The organism is Pantoea sp. JGM49 (assembly GCF_018257655.1).
Lineage (GTDB): Bacteria > Pseudomonadota > Gammaproteobacteria > Enterobacterales > Enterobacteriaceae > Pantoea > Pantoea communis.
Map to the genome: position 1 here is coordinate 565,884 of NZ_JAERJM010000001.1, position 18,088 is coordinate 583,971.

16 protein-coding genes are annotated in these 18,088 nt (G+C 53.4%); 10 read left to right on the forward strand and 6 right to left on the reverse strand.

Going from position 1 to position 18,088, the window contains the following annotated elements; all coding sequences use genetic code 11:
• Positions 1 to 77 precede the first annotated feature (77 nt).
• From JK231_RS02780 to ydfG, 3 genes are all read left to right on the forward strand, one after another.
• A complete protein-coding gene (locus JK231_RS02780) occupies positions 78 to 1,697 on the forward strand; it encodes a methyl-accepting chemotaxis protein (protein ID WP_211727942.1) in 1,620 nt (539 codons plus the stop codon).
• A gap of 251 nt (positions 1,698 to 1,948) precedes the next feature.
• Positions 1,949 to 3,874, forward strand: a complete 1,926-nt coding sequence (locus JK231_RS02785) for a methyl-accepting chemotaxis protein (RefSeq protein WP_211727943.1) — start codon at positions 1,949 to 1,951, stop codon at positions 3,872 to 3,874.
• A 528-nt stretch (positions 3,875 to 4,402) separates the two neighbouring features.
• A complete protein-coding gene (gene ydfG, locus JK231_RS02790; RefSeq protein ID WP_097117098.1) occupies positions 4,403 to 5,149 on the forward strand; it encodes a bifunctional NADP-dependent 3-hydroxy acid dehydrogenase/3-hydroxypropionate dehydrogenase YdfG in 747 nt (248 codons plus the stop codon).
• A gap of 34 nt (positions 5,150 to 5,183) precedes the next feature.
• Here ydfG and JK231_RS02795 read toward each other — a convergent pair whose 3' ends face one another.
• Positions 5,184 to 5,513: a YnfA family protein gene (locus JK231_RS02795; RefSeq protein ID WP_176505722.1), complete on the reverse strand. Its 330-nt coding sequence runs from the start codon at positions 5,511 to 5,513 to the stop codon at positions 5,184 to 5,186.
• 130 nt (positions 5,514 to 5,643) lie between these two features.
• Between JK231_RS02795 and JK231_RS02800 the strand changes: the two genes are divergently transcribed.
• Positions 5,644 to 5,979, forward strand: coding sequence for a DUF1283 family protein (locus tag JK231_RS02800; protein ID WP_160832952.1), 336 nt, complete (start codon positions 5,644 to 5,646; stop codon positions 5,977 to 5,979).
• Positions 5,980 to 6,031: 52 nt separating this feature from the next.
• Positions 6,032 to 6,328 (forward strand): DUF1161 domain-containing protein, encoded by a 297-nt coding sequence (locus JK231_RS02805; RefSeq protein ID WP_034823436.1) that lies wholly within the window; start codon positions 6,032 to 6,034, stop codon positions 6,326 to 6,328.
• 31 nt (positions 6,329 to 6,359) lie between these two features.
• Here JK231_RS02805 and JK231_RS02810 read toward each other — a convergent pair whose 3' ends face one another.
• Positions 6,360 to 7,820: an MDR family MFS transporter gene (locus JK231_RS02810; RefSeq protein WP_160832953.1), complete on the reverse strand. Its 1,461-nt coding sequence runs from the start codon at positions 7,818 to 7,820 to the stop codon at positions 6,360 to 6,362.
• 383 nt (positions 7,821 to 8,203) lie between these two features.
• Between JK231_RS02810 and osmY the strand changes: the two genes are divergently transcribed.
• Genes osmY through osmV form a run of 4 tightly spaced genes read left to right on the forward strand, consistent with a single transcriptional unit; the run spans position 8,204 to position 11,656 of the window.
• Positions 8,204 to 8,920: an osmoprotectant ABC transporter permease OsmY gene (gene osmY / locus JK231_RS02815; protein WP_034823434.1), complete on the forward strand. Its 717-nt coding sequence runs from the start codon at positions 8,204 to 8,206 to the stop codon at positions 8,918 to 8,920.
• Between the two features lie 16 nt (positions 8,921 to 8,936).
• Positions 8,937 to 9,863, forward strand: coding sequence for a glycine betaine ABC transporter substrate-binding protein (locus JK231_RS02820; protein ID WP_097117096.1), 927 nt, complete (start codon positions 8,937 to 8,939; stop codon positions 9,861 to 9,863).
• Positions 9,864 to 9,872: 9 nt separating this feature from the next.
• Positions 9,873 to 10,520: an osmoprotectant ABC transporter permease OsmW gene (gene osmW / locus JK231_RS02825; protein WP_034823432.1), complete on the forward strand. Its 648-nt coding sequence runs from the start codon at positions 9,873 to 9,875 to the stop codon at positions 10,518 to 10,520.
• Entirely contained in the window at positions 10,520 to 11,656 is a 1,137-nt protein-coding gene (osmV, locus tag JK231_RS02830) for an osmoprotectant ABC transporter ATP-binding protein OsmV (protein ID WP_097117094.1), read from the forward strand. The genes osmW and osmV overlap by 1 nt, the downstream gene beginning before the upstream one ends.
• A gap of 315 nt (positions 11,657 to 11,971) precedes the next feature.
• On the opposite strand, the gene JK231_RS02835 is transcribed toward osmV, so the two are convergent.
• The 4 genes from JK231_RS02835 to JK231_RS02850 form a co-directional block, all read right to left on the reverse strand.
• Positions 11,972 to 13,342, reverse strand: coding sequence for a nucleobase:cation symporter-2 family protein (locus tag JK231_RS02835; RefSeq protein ID WP_097117093.1), 1,371 nt, complete (start codon positions 13,340 to 13,342; stop codon positions 11,972 to 11,974).
• Positions 13,343 to 13,521: 179 nt separating this feature from the next.
• Positions 13,522 to 14,223, reverse strand: a complete 702-nt coding sequence (gene bioD / locus JK231_RS02840; protein WP_097117092.1) for a dethiobiotin synthase — start codon at positions 14,221 to 14,223, stop codon at positions 13,522 to 13,524.
• Between the two features lie 105 nt (positions 14,224 to 14,328).
• Positions 14,329 to 15,546, reverse strand: coding sequence for an ROK family protein (locus JK231_RS02845; protein ID WP_160832956.1), 1,218 nt, complete (start codon positions 15,544 to 15,546; stop codon positions 14,329 to 14,331).
• A 135-nt stretch (positions 15,547 to 15,681) separates the two neighbouring features.
• Complete coding sequence (locus tag JK231_RS02850) at positions 15,682 to 16,578, reverse strand: LysR family transcriptional regulator (protein WP_097117090.1); 897 nt, start codon at positions 16,576 to 16,578, stop codon at positions 15,682 to 15,684.
• A 94-nt stretch (positions 16,579 to 16,672) separates the two neighbouring features.
• On the opposite strand from JK231_RS02850, the gene JK231_RS02855 reads away from it, so the two are divergent.
• The gene (locus JK231_RS02855; RefSeq protein WP_211727944.1) at positions 16,673 to 17,929 is read left to right on the forward strand and encodes an MFS transporter; all 1,257 of its coding nucleotides are present in this window, start codon (positions 16,673 to 16,675) and stop codon (positions 17,927 to 17,929) included.
• Positions 17,930 to 18,088 lie beyond the last annotated feature (159 nt).

Genomic DNA, 18,088 nt, shown 5'->3' on the forward strand with positions numbered 1-18,088 from the left:
TGACTTCCCCATTTAATAAAAAAATCATTGTTACTACGCCTTCATCTTTTTCAATTAAACGTTCTCAGGGAATAGTTATGTTTCATAGAATAAAGATCCGCACCGCCCTCAGCATCATGGTTTTTTCATTAACAGCATTATTGCTGTTCGTCGGTATTTTAGGGTTATTTGCCGTACAGTCTGGCAATAAATCCTTTGCCACCGTTGATACCGAAGTTTTGCCGGGCCTGGTGGCGCTCAATGAAAGCTCAGAACTTTTATTACGTGGACGACTGGATTTGCGTTTATATGAATCACTGGTGGGCAGTGGCGATGCCGAAAAAGCCAAAGTCGCGCTTGAGCGCGCCAGAGGTAAAATAGATAACGCCAGTGCGAAATGGCAGGAATATCTGAAATATCCACAATCCTCAGCGGAGAAGCCAATTGCGGCTGAAATGGCCACCACACGCGATGCGCTGATGAAAGAGTTTATCGATCCGGCTTTTGCCGCGCTCGAAGCAGGCAAACTGGATGAATACCGCCAGCGTGCAGGGAAATCAACGGCGTTGTACGGTGCCTTTGATAAAGCCTCTAAAGCGCTGGTGGCCTTTAAAATTAAAAGTATTGATGTCGCCTACAGTGACTCCAGCGATCGGGTTCAGCATATGGCGTTTACGCTGTACTTTTGTATCGCCTGTGCGCTGGTGTTGGCCGCGCTGGCCTGGTCGGTGATGACCAATCTTATCGTTAAGCCGCTCAATCATGTGATCAACGTGTTTGATCGCATCGCCGAAGGTGACTTACGTGCGCGCATCGATATCTCCGGTAAAAATGAAATTGCGCAATTGTTTGCCGCGGTACAGCGTATGCGCGATGGCCTGGCAAACATGGTGCTGATGGTCCGCAGTGGCACCGATGCGATCGGCTCCGGCGTTGAAGAAATCGCGACGGGCAACATCGACCTCTCCAGCCGGACTGAGCAACAGGCGGCCTCACTGGATGAGACGGCATCCAGTATGGAGCAGATTATGGCGACAGTGAAAAACAATGAGGACAACACGCGCAAAGCTAACGCATTGTCGCAGAAGGCTTCAGATTCTGCTTCGCGTGGTGCAACAGTGGTGTCTGAAGTGGTCACCACCATGAGTTCTATTGAGAAAAGCTCGACAAAAATCGGCGACATCGTCGGTGTGATTGACGGCATTGCCTTCCAGACTAACCTGCTGGCCTTGAACGCAGCAGTTGAAGCCGCGCGTGCAGGAGAAGCGGGACGCGGTTTTGCTGTGGTCGCTTCGGAAGTTCGAGTGCTGGCTCAGCGCAGCGCCACCGCCGCGAAGGAAATTGGCCTGATGATCAATGACTCGCTCAGCAATATTGAGCAGGGTTCAGGACTGGTTAAAGATGCTGGCGTCACCATGAATGAAGTGATGCTCGATGTGAAAAAAGTGGTCGATATCATGGATGAAGTGATGCTGGCTTCCGGCGAGCAGACGCGCGGCATCTCGCAGATCAACATCGCTATCCAGCAGATGGATGGTGTAACACAACAGAATGCCTCACTGGTGGCTGAAGTGGCAACCGCTGCCAGCTCACTGCAACAGCAGGTGGTGAATTTGCAGCAGTCGGTGACGCAGTTCCAGGTTGATGAGGACGCGATGCCATTGGCCACTGACCGTTATACCGACTCGCATCAGCTGTCCCTCGTCGCGTTAAGTTAAGCGGTATCAGCGAGTGCATTTGAGCGCTCGCTTCGTTAAGTATAGTGTGCCCGTCTCTCTTTATCAGGACGACGGGCGCGCTGACTCCCTTCCCTTTTTAGTGCCTTAATACTCTTCCACGCGCAATCGGTTCCCTACAGTTTTAGATGGGATTACCGATAACAGAGAACGTATTCCGTATTTTCAGTGACGCAGGACGCATTCTGGAAAAATCAAACCTCTAATGTGATCCAGTTGGGTGGAAGGTAAACATGTTTAAAACAATACGCTCGCGTTTAATCGCTATCAGCGTGGTCATCACGGCAGTATCTCTTATCGCACTTGCCACTTTTACCTACACCACCGTGCGTGGAAAGACACTTGAAAGCATTGATGAGCGCATTGGCCAGCTCTCCCGCGTTCATGCGGCTGAACTGGCTGGCTGGGCAGCAGAAAAACAACGTATCACCGGTTCGATCAAAACGGCTTTTGGTCGTCATGACGATGCGGTCCCTTTTCTGCGTGCGGCGATCGAAGCTGGCGAGTTTGATGATGCCTATATCGTCTATCCTGAGCCTCATTCCCATGTGTTCGTCCATCCTATGCCAGCCACCTATGATGGCAGCCAGCGTCCGTGGTATCTGGAAACGGTAAAAGCTGGCCATCCGGTGTTGCTGGACCCCTATGTTGATGCCTCAACCGGCAAGCTGACCATTACTTTTGCTCAGCCGATTGTCGATAACGGAAAAACATTGGGTGTGATCGGCAGCGATCTACACCTGGATACCGTCTCCAATACGGTGAATGCGATTCATCCACTGGAGAAGAGTTTTGCATTCCTGGTGGACAGCAGCGGTAAATTGATTGCCGCGCCGAAGTCTGACCTTATTCTCAAGCCGGTCACTGAGTTGTCACCTTCACTCGACCTCAAAGTTATCCAAAATCTGGCCAGTCAGGGTGGGCATGCTGAACTGATCATCGGCGGTGAACAGCAGTTCGTTTACGCCTCTCCGGTAAAAGGGACGCCGTGGTCACTGGTGATCGCCGTTGATCGTGATGAAGTGACGGCATCGCTGACGACATTACAGCGGGAAAGCATCCTCATCACCCTGGTGAGTCTGATTATTACCGCGCTGATTGCCGGGCTGGTGTTCAACCAGCAGTTGCGTCGCCTCGCCATTTTACGCGACGCCCTGGAAGACGTTGCTTCAGGGGAAGGTGATCTGACGCGTCGCCTGGAAGTGCGTGGCGGCGATGAGCTGGCGCAGATATCAGCGGCATTCAACCGCTTTGTTGAAAAACTCTCGGGCGTGCTGCTCCGCGTGCGTGAAGGTGCCAACAACATCGCGCTTGCTTCCAGTGAAATCAGCGGTGGCAACAATGATCTGGCCTCTCGTACCGATGAACAGGCAGCAAGCCTGGAGGAAACGGCCGCCACGTTAGAAGAGCTGACTTCAACGCTGAGCAATACCGCCAGTAATACTGAGCAGGCGCGCCAGTTTGTTAGTGGCGTGGCCTCCGCGGTCAGAGACAACGGTGCCGTAATGAACGATGTTTCGACACGCATACAGGAAATCTCGAACGATTCGCAGAAAATGTCCGAAATTATTAAGGTGATTGACGGCATTGCTTTCCAGACCAATATTTTGGCACTGAATGCCGCTGTTGAGGCTGCGCGAGCGGGAGAATCAGGAAGAGGCTTCGCGGTGGTTGCCAGCGAAGTGCGTAGTCTGGCGCAGCGCAGCGCGGGTGCCGCGCGCGAGATCAAAACACTGATTGATGACACGGTTGCACGCGTGACGTCAGGCAGGGAGCTGGTTGTGAAAGCCGATCAGGGAATGACCAGTATTGTGTCTGATATCCACAATATGACGCAGCTGATTGAAGAAATTGCCCATGCCAGCCGCGAACAAAGCGATGGTATTGGTCAAATCAATATCGCGATGGGGCAAATTGATACCACCACGCAGCAGAATGCGGCGTTGGTTGAAGAGTCAGCCAGTGCAGCCCAGTCCATGTCCGAGCAGGCCGCCGTAATGGCAGAACTGGTCAGTACGTTTAAATTGATGGAGAGCGCTGATGCGGTGATACCCAAAGCTGAAAGCCAAGTGAAAAAGCCGGTTCTCTCTCCGCTAAAATCGCGTACAGCGCTGGCTACAGCGGGAAGCTCCCCAGAGGATAACTGGAGTTCTTTCTGATTCACTGAGCCAAACAGGCGCCTGGTATCGTGGTGATAAACCGCGATGCCAGGTTCGCTTTCGTTCGCAACGCTGAGCAAACAGCAGGCCGAATCCGGTTATGAATTGAATACCTCTCACCGCCAGCCAGATAGCACACGTCAGGCTCGGTAAGTCATAAAAGCAGCAGCATGTCTTGAATCAACCAAAGCATGCAACCTGTTAGCATGAATTGACCCATGTTACGCAGCGCTGTGCCCTTGCCTCCGCCCTCCTCAAAGCCAGATTGTTGCGCATGTTAAATTCCCTCCACAGCGGCTAATCCCACATTTATCGCAACGCACAAAGACCATGAGCCTGCATAGATGGTTTATGATGTATACGGTTTATGGATTGGAGAGCTGATTACAGCCGGGTAAATTTGCTCAACCAGGCACTCACAAAATGATCTCGCTTCCCCCGCCCATAATTCGTAGAGTTTCATTGTTGGTTTTTAAATTTAAAATCAATTGGTTAACATTGACGTACAATTGTTTAAGGAACAGTGAGATGATTATTTTTGTCACTGGCGCCACCGCCGGTTTTGGTGAAAGCATCACCCGTCGCTTCATCGCTAATGGTCATAAAGTGATTGCCAGCGGACGCCGCGCAGAGCGTCTGAAAGAGCTGAAAGAGGAGTTGGGTGCCAACCTTTATACCGTTCAGTTGGATGTGCGTAATCGCGCCGCTATCGATGAAGCTATCGCTGCGCTGCCCGCAGAGTGGCGTGAAATCGACGTGCTGGTGAATAATGCCGGTCTGGCATTAGGGATCGAGCCCGCGCACAAAGCCAATATTGAAGACTGGGAAAATATGATCGACACCAACAACAAAGGTTTGGTGTACATGACGCGTGCCGTGCTGCCCGCCATGGTGGAGCGCAATGTCGGTCACATCGTAAACATCGGCTCCATCGCGGGCAGCTGGCCTTATCAGGGCGGCAACGTTTATGGCGCGACCAAAGCATTCGTGCGCCAGTTCAGCCTCAATCTGCGTACCGATCTGCACGGTACCGCGCTGCGCGTCACCGATATCGAGCCGGGCTTAGTGGGTGGCACCGAGTTTTCTAATGTGCGCTTCAAAGGCGATGATGGGCGTGCGGATGCCGTTTACGAAGGCACCACCGCGCTGACAGCGGAAGATGTCACTGAAGCGGTGTATTGGGTCACGACACTGCCTAAACACGTCAATATCAATACGCTGGAAATCATGCCGGTCTCCCAGACGCTTGCGGGTCTGAAAGTGCATAAAGGCTGAATATTGTCACGGGCGCACAGGTTGCGCCCATCGCTTACGCCCGGCCCCAACCAGCGACAATAATCAACATGCCGCTAAACGCTACAAGCGCGCCAATCCAATCCCATGTACTGAGCTTGACGCCATCCACCACGCGCAGCCAAATTAGCGCCGTCACCACATAGACACCCCCGTAAGCCGCGTACACACGACCGCTTGCTGCCGGATGCAGCGTCAGCAACCAGACAAACAACGCCAGACTCGCCGCTGCAGGCAGTAAAAGCCACGCGGTCATTCCCTTCTTCAGCCACAGCCACGGCAGAAAACAGCCGACAATTTCGGCAATCGCAGTCAAAAAAAACAGTAAAGTGGTTTTCACCAGCATAGAAAATCTCTCTCTCGCCTAAACAAAAGGCTCACCGCTGGTGAGCAAAGTTGCAGCGATGATATACTAGCCCTCATGGTTGTGACAGCCGGGTTTCTGGCTGTGCTGGTGTTAACTAAAGGAAATCACAATGAAAAACCTGTTTTCTCTCCTGCTGACTGTGACGTTAACCTGCGGCGCGCTGCTGACTGCACCGCTGGCATCGGCCCAAACTGACCGCCTGATCATTGAGAACGGCAACAGTGCTTCCAGCAACGAAGCCGCGCGTCAAAGCAAAGAACAGTGGAACGACACGAAGAATCTGCGCAATAAGGTCAACACGCGCGTCGAGAAAGAGTTCGATAAAACCGATAAAGCTTTTGACACCCGTGATAGCTGCGAGAAGAGCTATAACGTCAATGCGTATTGGGAACCGAACACTCTGCGCTGCCTTGATCGTCGTACCGGCCGTACGATCGCCCCTTAATTCGCTGTTGCTGCTATAGTTTTCAAGGGAATTCAGAACCAAGGAGAGTGTGATGAAAAAACGTAATGCAGTGATGTTGATGGCAATGCTGGCGTTGCCGATGCTGGCGCAGGCTTCCTGTGAAACTGTTAAAGCGGATATCAGTAAGAAGATCGTCAGTAACGGCGTGGCCGAATCGGACTTTACGCTGGATATCGTGCCTAACGATCAGGCCGATCAAGCGGGCGGCCAGGTAGTGGGTCACTGCGAAAATGACAGCCAGAAAATTGTGTACAAGAAAAACGGCCGAGACAGTGAAAGCAATGTCCCGGCCAGCGCAGGCAGTTCACAGGATGCTCCCGCGCAGTAATACTGAAAGGGCGGCTGATGGCCGCCCTTTTCTATTCTGCCTCTGGGCGCTGACGCGGCATCAACCACGCAATCCACAACGTTAGCATCGCAATCACTAACGCCACCACAAACACCCAATGCAGCGAAGCAGCGATCTGTCCGGTCCACTGATGCAACGTCGCTTCGGACAGTGACTGACGGCTTTCATGTGACATGATTTGCTGCATCGGATCACTGGCCTGTGGCAGACGCTGCGCAAGATTGAAGTTCAGCACCGCGCCCATCAGCGCAGTACCAATCGCTGAACCCAGCATGCGGCTAAACATAATAGACGCGGTGCAGATGCCACGAATGTCGTAGTGCGCATGGTTTTGCACCGACACCAGAAAAGTGGTGCTGGTCATGCCCATGCCGGTGCCGATGACAAAAGCAGTGAGCCCGGCTTGCATGATTGAACTGTCGGTACGCAATAGCAGCAGCAGCGCGCTGCCCGCAATCAATAACAAGGCACCGAGTTGCGCGGTAAAACGGTAGGAAGTGATCAGCATTAATCGGCCACTCAACGTACTGGCCAGCGGCCAGCCAATCGACATCATCGCCAACGCGCTACCCGCCTGCAGCGGCGTACCACCGGTGATACCCTGAATCCAGGTTGGCAGAAACGCGCTGATGCCCATCATGGTGGCACCGATGATCAGATTACCGGCATTGCCTGCCAGAATTAACCGGCTGCGCCAGATAGCCAGAGGAAACAGCGGAGCCTCAGCTCGCTGTTCATGCTGTTTTAATTGCCAGCCCGCCAGCAATGCCAATAACAGGAATGCCAGTAACCAGTAACCAAGGGCATCCGCCTGCAACAGCGCCACTAACAGTGCCGTAACGCAAATCATCAGCCAGCAGCTGCCGGTAAGATTCAGCGTCGCCCCTTTGTGATGCTCACGCGCCGGTAAGAAACGCGCTAACAGCAGCATGGAAAACAGACCGATCGGCACGTTCACCCAGAAAATCACCGACCAGTTAAAGTGCTGAACCAGCCAGGCACCACTCAGTGGCCCAATAATAGCCGCGACACCCCAGACGCTGGAAAGCCATCCCTGCACGTGGGCACGTTCGCGCGGGGAGTAGATGTCGGCCACAATGGTGCTGGTGAGCGGCATAATCGCGCCTGCCCCCAGCCCCTGAAACGCGCGAAACAGAATTAACCACGTCATGGTATGCGCAAAACCGCACAATACCGAGCCGATCAGGAACAGCGAAACGCCAATGAAAAAGAGTCGTTTACGCCCCCACATATCAGCAAGCCGACCATACAGTGGCACGCTCACCGCCTGAGTCAGCAAATAGATAGAGAAGACCCAGCCAAACTGCGAGAAACCGCCGAGTTCAGCAATAATGGTCGGCATCGCGGTCGCCACAATGGTGACTTCAATCGCGGCCATAAACATGGCGAGCATGCAGGCGATAAGGATCCAGTGGCGATGTTCCGTGTTCAATTCTGCAGTTTCAGTCATACGTCTCCCTTTTTCTCTCAAGGCTAGCTGATTTTCCATCAGACGAGTTTCCTCTGCGTGCGCCCATTATGTGACAATGTCACATAATTCGATGAATTTTTTTTATTGTCAGATGATGCCTTATTTCATGCGGGTTAAGAAGGTTTTAACCGCCCTTCTATCTGTCTGATTTTGCCGTGAAAACTGGCGCAATACGCTAAGCATTGCTATAGCTTTTAACAGCACTTTCCAGTTATTCGCTGGAAAAGCACCATCTAACAGTCATTTTATCTGCAATTTATTAACGTGAAGGATTTTCGTATGTGGTTTGTTCTCCACTACGCCTTCAACCGTGAAATGACATAACAAGATCGAACAATTTGTCGAATCAGGGAGACTTTCGCATGCAAAATGCATCGCTCGTTAGTAGAGCCGGGCTGGCACTACTGGCCATCGTCGCGGTGATTGCCCTGCTGGTTTGGGGAATCGGGTTGAATACGTTGCGCGACCGGCAAGAAGACTTAATTTATCTGGGTCAGCAGCATCTGTTTTTAGTGTTTTGGTCAATGTTTTTCGCCCTGCTGATTGGCATTCCGAGCGGGGTTTTGCTCAGCCGCCCGTTTGCTCGTCGTTGGGCTGAATATGTGATGCAGATCTTTAACGTCGGGAATACCTTGCCGCCGCTGGCTGTTCTCGCACTGGCCATGGTCATTGTCGGGATTGGCGATCGGCCTGCGTTAATCGCCCTGTTCCTCGCCTCATTGTTACCTATCGTGCGTAATACCTATTCCGGATTAAGCGCCGTACCGCCGTCACTGATTGAAGCTGCCAACGGCATCGGCATGACCAAATTCCAGCGTTTACGTCAGGTAGAAATTCCCAATGCCTTGCCAGTGATTCTGGCGGGTGTGCGCATTGCGACCGCCATCAATGTCGGTACGGCACCGCTGGCCTTCCTGATTGGTGCCAGCAGTTTTGGCGAACTGATTTTCCCCGGCATTTACCTCAATGACTTCCCTACGTTGATCCTCGGCGCCGTGGCCACCGCCCTGTTTGCGTTGATCCTCGATTTGCTGCTGGCAGCATTGGGTCGTTTCCTCAGCCCGCACTCTGCGGCTTAACACAAGGAGCTAAGTGATGGGTAAAACGCATAACTTAACGCGCTGGGTGAAACACACCGCGCTGGCACTGGCCGCCACACTGGCCATCAGCCAATCCGCCGCCGCGGCAACACCGATTGTGATGGCAACCAAGAGCTTTACCGAACAGCATATTTTATCTGCCATGACCGTGCTCTGGCTGCAAAAGAAAGGTTTTCAGGTGGTCCCTAAGACCAATATCGCCACCACGATTGGTCGTAATGCGATGATCAACAAGCAAATCGACATGACCTGGGAGTACACCGGTACCTCGCTGATCATCTTTAACCACATCAACAAACCGATGTCATCTGAAGAGGCTTATAAAACCGTTAAACAACTCGATGCCAAACTGGGCCTGGTGTGGCTCGATCCCGCGCCAATGAACAACACTTATGCATTTGCCATGCAGCGTGCACGCGCCGATAAAGAAGGCATCAGCACCATGTCACAGCTCGTTGCCAAACTGGAACAGGTGCGCAAAACCGACCCCGACCACAACTGGAAACTCGGGCTCGACTTAGAGTTCTCCGGCCGTTCCGATGGCCTGAAGCCGTTGCAGAAAGCCTACGACATGCCGCTAGATCGCCCGCAGATTCGCCAGATGGACCCGGGATTGGTGTACAACGCGGTACGTGATGGTTTTGTCGATGCGGGCTTGATTTATACCACCGATGGCCGAGTAAAAGGCTTTGAACTCAAGGTGCTGGAAGATGATAAGCATTTCTTCCCAAGTTACAACGTCACGCCAGTCGTACGTCTGGATGTGTTGAAAAGCCATCCGGGGCTGGATGCGGCCCTCAATCAACTCTCACCGCTGATCACCGACGAAGCGATCACCGAGATGAACAAACGTGTTGATATCGATCATCAGTCACCGCAGCAGGTGGCGCGTGATTTCCTGCAATCGAAAAACATGCTGTAAGGAGGCGTCATGGAGACTTTGCATTACATCATGAGTAACTGGCACACCCTGATGGCCTTAACCTGGCAGCATACCTGGCTGGTGCTGGTTGCAGTGGGATTCGCCATCATTGTTGGCGTGCCATTGGGCATTTTGATTGTGCGCTTTAAATGGCTGGCGACGCCGGTGCTCGGTATCGCCACCATCGTACTGACGATTCCAACCATCGCGCTGTTTGGTCTGATGATTCCGCTGTTTTCCATGATCGGTCAGGGTATTGGTGCGCTGCCCGCTATCTGCGCGGTATTCCTTTACTCCCTGCTGCCGATTGTGCGTAACACCCACACCGCACTGGAAAACCTGTCGCCAGGGCTGCGTGAAGCCGGTCGCGGCATAGGCATGACTTTCTGGCAGCGCCTGCGCTGGGTCGAAATTCCGATGGCGCTGCCGGTAATCTTCGGCGGTATCCGTACTGCGGTTGTCATGAACGTTGGCGTGATGGCGATTGCCGCAGTCATCGGCGCAGGTGGATTGGGATTACAACTGCTGGATGGCATCAGCGGCAGTGATGTGCGCATGCTGATTGCCGGTGCATTAATGATTTGTTTATTAGCGATTGTGCTTGATTGGCTACTGCACCGTTTGCAGTCGGCGCTGACTCCTAAGGGGATTCGATAATGATAAAACTGGAAAACCTGACGAAAACCTTTACACAAAAAAACGGCACCGCCTTCAACGCCGTGGACAACGTCAGCCTGGAAGTACCTGCCGGAGAGATGTGCGTGCTGCTCGGCCCTTCCGGCTGTGGCAAAACCACCACGCTGAAAATGATTAACCGTCTGATCCCAGCCAGCAGCGGAAAGATTTTGATCAACGGTGAAGACACCAGCGGACAAGATACTGTGACGCTGCGCCGAAATATCGGCTACGTAATTCAGCAGATTGGTCTGTTCCCCAACATGACCATCGAAGAAAACATTACCGTGGTGCCGCGCATGCTGGGCTGGGATAAAAAGCGCTGCCGCGAACGTGCTACCGAGTTAATGAGCATGGTGGCGCTCGATCCCAGCAAATTCCTGAATCGCTATCCACGAGAAATGTCCGGCGGTCAGCAGCAGCGTATCGGCGTGATCCGCGCGCTGGCTGCTGATCCACCGGTACTGCTGATGGATGAACCGTTTGGTGCTGTCGACCCAATCAACCGTGAAGTGATTCAGAATGAGTTTCTCGAAATGCAGCGCCAGTTGAAGAAAACCGTAATGCTGGTAAGCCATGATATTGATGAAGCACTCAAACTGGGTGACCGCATCGCGGTGTTTGGACAGGGCAAAATCGTACAGTGCGCTAGCCCCGACGAGCTGTTGGCAAAACCGGCCAATGATTTTGTCGGCTCTTTTGTTGGACAGGACCGCACGCTGAAACGCCTGCTGCTGGTGCAGGCGGGCGACGTCACCGATCAACAGCCAACTATCACCGTGCAGCGCAGCACGCCGTTGCAGGAGGCGTTCGCCACCATGGATGACAACGACATGCGATCGGTCACCGTGGTAGATAATGATGGCAAGCCGCTGGGATTTGTGAAGCGTCGCGAAGCACGTAATGCTGCCGGACGCTGCGAGGAGATGCTGCATACCTTCAAAGTGACGGGTAAGGCTGAAGAGAATCTGCGCGTGGTGCTATCCAAGCTGTATGAGCACAACACCGTCTGGATGCCGATCGTCGATGAGGAAGGACGCTACAGCGGTGAGATTTCGCAAGACTATATCGCGGATTATCTCAGCTCAGGACGTACGCGCCGCAGACTGAATCCTTAACAAGACGCACAGCAGCCTGAATCCAGACAAACCGCACAACAGCTAAAGCGTTGGAAGAGGCGGCAGAGGAGTAAAGCGTCCTGCGCCAGGGATGGCGCGGGCCGAGCCCCAGGGATGGTTTATGGCGTCTTTACGATCTGCCGCCTCTTCCGACGTACGCACCAACTCACAGTCAGTGGTTTAGATCCCCAACTCTTCCGACGTACGCACCGACTTACAGCCAGTGGTTTAAATCCCCACCTCTTCCGACGTACGCACAAACTCTCAGCCAGCGGTTTAGCTCCCCAACTCTCCCAACGCAACCACAGACTCAAATCAGTGATTTTCCTCCACCGCACCGATAACCCGCTCATCACCCCGCTCCGATGGCAGCACGATATTCAACAGCATCGCCAGAATGCCCCCCGTGGTCACCGCATGACCAAACAAATTACTCACCAACGGTGGCAACTGCTTCAACACCTCGGGTACCGCTTCCACACCCAAGCCAATACCAAAGGACACCGCGACGATCAACATCTCACGGCGTCCCAACGGGGATTGCGTCATCACCCGAATGCCTGCCGCCACCACACTGCCAAACATCACCAGTGTGGCGCCGCCAAGTACCGGCGCAGGGATTTGCTGCAGCACATTGCCGATCACCGGAAACACCCCTAACAGCAACAGCATCACACCAATCACCATGCCAACATAACGGCTGGCCACGCCGGTCATCTGAATCACACCGTTATTCTGCGCAAAGGTAGTATTAGGGAATGCCGAAAACATCGCGGCGAACAGACAGCTAATCCCATCAGCCAAAATGCCACCCTGCAAACGACGTTGAAAACCGTCGCCCTCAATGGGTTGCTGCGAAATCAGGCAATTCGCCGTCAAATCCCCTACCGCCTCAATCACGCAAATCACCGATACCAGCGCAATCGGCACGAAAATGCTCCAGCTAAAATCGAAACCAAAGCGGAAAAATGAAGGCAAAACCAGCAAGTGGCTGGACATCATCGGTTTGATGGGCAGATGGCCGGTCAGTGCCGCCGCCAGACAGCCCACGGCGATACCTGCTACCACCGCAACAAGGCGCATCCAGCGATTCTGGGAACGGTTAAGCACAATAATCACCAGCAGCGTCAGCGCGCCCAGCGCCAGATTTCCTGGCGCACCAAAGTCAGTGGCGTTATGGCCGCCAGCCCAATCGGTGATGCTCACTTTAATCAGGCTGATGCCGATCAAGGTAATCACCGTGCCGGTCACCACCGGCGTCAGCACTTTCCGCAACGGCGCTACGCAACGGCTGATCAACATGGGGATAAACGCGGCCACAAAGTTACAGCCCATGATCATCGCCATGATTGCTTCCGGTGAACCGCCCTGCGCTTTCACCATCAAACCGCCAGATAAGATGACGCCGAGAAAAGCAAAGCTGGTGCCTTGCAGGCAAATCATGCCCGCCCCAATCCCCATAAAGCGACGCGCCTGCAGAAATGTCCCTAAACCGGAAACCAGCAAAGACATGCTGATCAGATACGGAATGTAAGTCTGCAATCCGAGGATTGAGCCAATAATCAGTGGCGGCGTAATGATCCCCACCACGCTGGCAAGGACGTGCTGCAACGCAGCGAAAAAGGCGGGAACAGGACCAATACGGGCATCAAGCCCATACAATAAACCTTTAGGGGAGTGCGACATGTGTGTGCTCCGGCAGAATATTCATCAGCATGGCTGATGCATGATTCACGCCACTGGCACTCACATTGAGTAAAAAATTTATAACCGCATGATTATAAGCTGATTTAAGCAGAGCGAGCTCGGATGCTGAACCCGAAACCTTAGATTCAGCCACCGATCATTTGCATCACTTCGTTTCATCAGGCCGCAGGCTGTGCACTATCAACGTGCATTAATGCCTCATCCAGCAGGGAAATGTTCAGATAACCACTCAGCTCACGCTGCTCGGCACGCGGCAGATAAGGCAACTCACCCAGCAGCGGTGCGCCTAGCTTTTCACGCAGAACATCAATGATTTCAGCGTAATGAGCCAATCCTGGATTAATCCGGTTGGCGACCCAGCCCACCAAAGACAGCCCATCACGAGCAACGGCATCAGCGGTCAGTAAAGCATGACTAATGCAACCTTCCTTAATGCCCACCACCATGACGACCGGCAGTTGTTCCTGTTGAACCCAACTGGACAACGGCTGCAGATCATTCATCAGACTGCGCCAGCCGCCAGTTCCCTCCACCACCACCCGCGCGGCGCGGCTTTGTAACTGCTCAAGGCTGCGGCTCAGCAACGGATAATCCATTCGCACGGATGCGCTGGTGCTGATTTCATCTTCTTCCAGGGTGATGGGATTCACCGCCTGGTAAGGCAGTTCAAGCCCCGATGCCTGCTGCAGCAGCAAAGCATCTTTATTACGCAATCCGTCTGGCGTGTGCTGTGCACTTTTAGCAACAGGTTTGTAGCCTGCTGCACAGAGACCCGCTTTGGCGAAACACTGCAGAAGCGCGCGTGACACGACGGTTTTACCCACCGCAGTGTCGGTACCGGTGACAAAGATTGTTTTCACCTTATTCCTCCTTCGTTGAAGCGATGTGTAACCTGCGAAGAAGGCAGTTTAAGGAAATGTCTCGGATGGCAGATTGCGTTAGCGCAAACTTAAGGCGAGCAGTGATTAGCCTTGCAACAGTTTTACCAGCAAATGGCCGCTATAAAGTGAGTCTTTGATCAGCGCGGCGGCACCAAAAGTGCCCGGATCGCTAAAGCTGGTAGGGGCGAGTTGGATCTCATGACTGTATGCGGGTAACGCCTGCTGACGAATGGTGCTGCTAACGGCAGGAAACAGCACCTCAGCGGCTTGATTAAGCGGAGAACCAATCAGGATTTGTTGGGGATTGAAGATATTCACCATCATTGCCAACATGCGACCAATGTGGTGGCCGACACCGGCAATCACATCACGCGCCAGTCGATCGCCCTGCTGCGCGGCTGCGCATAAACTGGCGATGGTTAGCGGTTCCCGATGCAGCAAACTGTCGGGTTGCGAAGATAAACGCTGGGCCGCCAGCTGCAATAAACTGCCTGTGCTGGCCACGGTTTCCAGACAGCCATGATTACCGCAGTAACACTGCTGGCCGTAAGGATCGATCTGCGTATGCCCAATTTCTACCAGCGCACGACCTCGTTTGTGCAAAAGCTGGCCCCCGCTGATCACACCCGCACCAACCGTTTCATCAATCACTATTTGAATAACATCCTGCGCACCGCGCGAAGCACCGAACAGCGCTTCGGCCAGCGTCCAGGCGGAGATGTCATGTTGCACAAATACCGGTAACCCTGTAAGCGAGGAAAGTGTTTCACCTAACGGCATTTCCTGCACGTCATAGCCCGGCATGCGATGCACCACACCCGATGCCGCGTTAATTAAACCGGGTAAGGTGATGGCAATCGCGGTAAGACGCTCAAGTTTGTTCTGATGGCGGACGAAGAAGTCATTAACCATTTGCTGCAGCGTTTGCAGCAGCGGCTGGTCAGCGCTGGCAGGCAGTGGCAGTCGATCTTCCTGCAAAGCACGGCTGCTCAGATCGCGCAGCGTTAACGTGATATGTCCCGGTTGAATACGGATGGCAAGATAGTGCCAGGCGAGGGTATCAAGAATCAAACCAATGGCCGGACGGCCACGGCTGCCTGGATCCTGGAACTCGGTTTCCTGCACCAGATGCGCATCGAGCATTTCACGCACAATTTTGGTGATGCTGGCGGGTGCCAGCTGGGCACGTTTAGAAAGCTCAATACGCGAAATCGGGCCGTAAAGGTCAATCAGTCGGTAAACCACACCTGCGTTGGTCTGTTTTATTTGGTCAATGTGGCCAGGCTGACTGTCCAGATTCACGCCCTGCTCCCGGATATTTTCGCGCTTCTAAATAAACAGCAGCTATGGTGATGCAGATTGGCAGGCAGCGTCAAATATTTGATTAGAAATGTGATTTATCGCACATAAAGATCGGGCCATTGATCATCAGACGATTTAAATTTCGGCATTCTGCATCATCAATTGCATCATATTGTGCATTTGCGCAGTGGGTTGCCGCGTGGCTGACCAGACCAGCCAGACTTCAGAAATGGCATCGTGCTCCTGCAGGGGAATCCACACCACATCAGCCAGTCGCGCACGCCGGAAAGAAGCCGGTAATATGGACACTCCTAATCCGGTAGCAACGAGACCGAGAATCGTCATCGCTTCGCCCACTTCCTGTGTAATAAACGGTTTGATTTGATAACGGTGCAACAGCGCCAGTGTTTCCCCGTACAGCGCGGTCCCCCCCTGTGGATCAAAAAACACGAAGGGCTCGTTGGCCAGTGCCTGAATAGAGATCGTTTCGGCATCAGCTAGCGGATGTGCCCAGTGCACCAGCGCGCACAACGGCTCGCGCAACAGCACCCGATGCTGTAAATCGCTTGGCAACGGTGTGTTGCGCATCACCCCCAAATCCAGCCGACCTTCGTGCAGCGGTGCTAACTGCTGACGCGTGTTATTTTCCTGCATCGAAATATGCACTTCCGGCCAACGCTGACGAAATTGATACAGCGCGTCCGAAACCAGGCCGGTGAAGGGTGCGGAAGAGGTGAAACCAATACGCAGCTCGCCTTCCTGTCCACTGTGCACACGCGCAGCCCTACTGGCGGCTTGTTCAACCTGCAGCAAAATGACGCGCGCATCCTGTAAAAACAACTGACCGGCAGGTGTGATCTGCACGCTGCGATTAGTGCGGGTAAACAGCTGTGCGCCAATCTCCTGCTCCAGCTGCTGAATCTGTTGGCTGAGCGGCGGTTGGGAAATATTCAGCCGCTGCGCCGCGCGGCCAAAGTGCAGCTCTTCCGCAACGGCGATGAAATACCGCAGATGGCGCAACTCAATATTCATACTTTAAACGTCTCATTTGAGATTATTAATATATTGTACAACCTATTCCCATTTTCCTACAGTAATCAGACCGTTTCTCATCTAAGGATATTCCGTGAGTCGCTCTTCCCAGGCAGTGACAATTCGTGAAGACGAGTTGTCCGTTAAGCCTGCTTCAACCGTAGCCTCCTCCGAATGGATTGAACGTGGATCGCCGCAGTTTATGCGCGTCACGCTGGCATTATTCTCCGCTGGATTGGCCACCTTCGCGCTGCTGTATTGTGTGCAGCCAATTCTGCCCGTGCTGTCACAGCAGTTTGGCGTCTCTCCCGCTGAGAGCAGTATTTCATTGTCACTCTCAACGGGTTTGATGGCGCTGGGCTTACTGGTAACCGGCCCGCTATCCGATGCCATCGGGCGTAAGTCGGTGATGGTCACTGCCTTAATGCTCGCCGCCATTTGCACGTTGATTTCGGCCACCATGACCAGTTGGCAAGGCATTTTGATGTTGCGTGCACTGATTGGGTTGTCTCTCAGCGGTGTGGCAGCGGTCGGGATGACTTATTTAAGTGAAGAGATTCATCCCCGCGTTATTGCCTTCTCGATGGGGCTGTACATCAGCGGCAATTCTATTGGCGGCATGAGCGGACGCTTGCTCACCGGGGTGCTGACCGATTTCTTCTCATGGCGTGTAGCCATTGGGGTGATCGGTTGCTTCTCGCTAGCAGGCGCACTAATGTTCTGGAAGATTCTGCCGGCATCACGTCATTTCCGTCCCGCTTCGTTGCGACCGCGCAGTTTACTTATCAATTTCCGCCTGCACTGGCGCGACAAGGGTTTGCCGTTCCTGTTTGCAGAAGGTTTCCTGCTGATGGGCGCGTTTGTGACGCTGTTTAATTACATTGGCTACCGTTTGTTGAGCGCCCCCTGGTCGCTAAGCCAGGCGGTGGTGGGTCTGCTGTCGGTGGTTTATCTGACCGGCTCGTGGAGTTCTCCTAAAGCAGGCGCGATGACCAGCCGCTTTGGCCGTGGTCCGGTAATGATTGGCGCCACCGCCATTATGCTGGTTGGGTTGTTGCTCACCGCATTTGATTCACTCTGGCTGATACTGCCCGGCATGATGCTGTTTACAGCGGGCTTTTTTGCCGCGCACTCCGTTGCCAGCGGTTGGATTGGTCCACGCGCACGCCGCGCCAAAGGCCAGGCATCGTCACTTTATTTATTCAGCTACTACGTGGGTTCCAGCGTGGCGGGCACATTAGGCGGTGTGTTCTGGCACAGCTATGGCTGGACGGGCGTGACGCTGTTCATCAGTGTGTTGCTGTTGCTGGCCTTGTTCGTTGGCTGGCGTTTACAGTGCCGAAAACTGTAATACCTTTCATCTAAACGACGGGGCCGCTGCGCCCCGCTTCTCGCTTAAGCCGTCAGAATCGCGCTTTCAAATAGTCCCACTTAAAACAAAACGACAATTCGTCGCTATAATCCATTTTATTCCAACAATAGTTAGATTTTCTTTTTTCACAGCAATGAG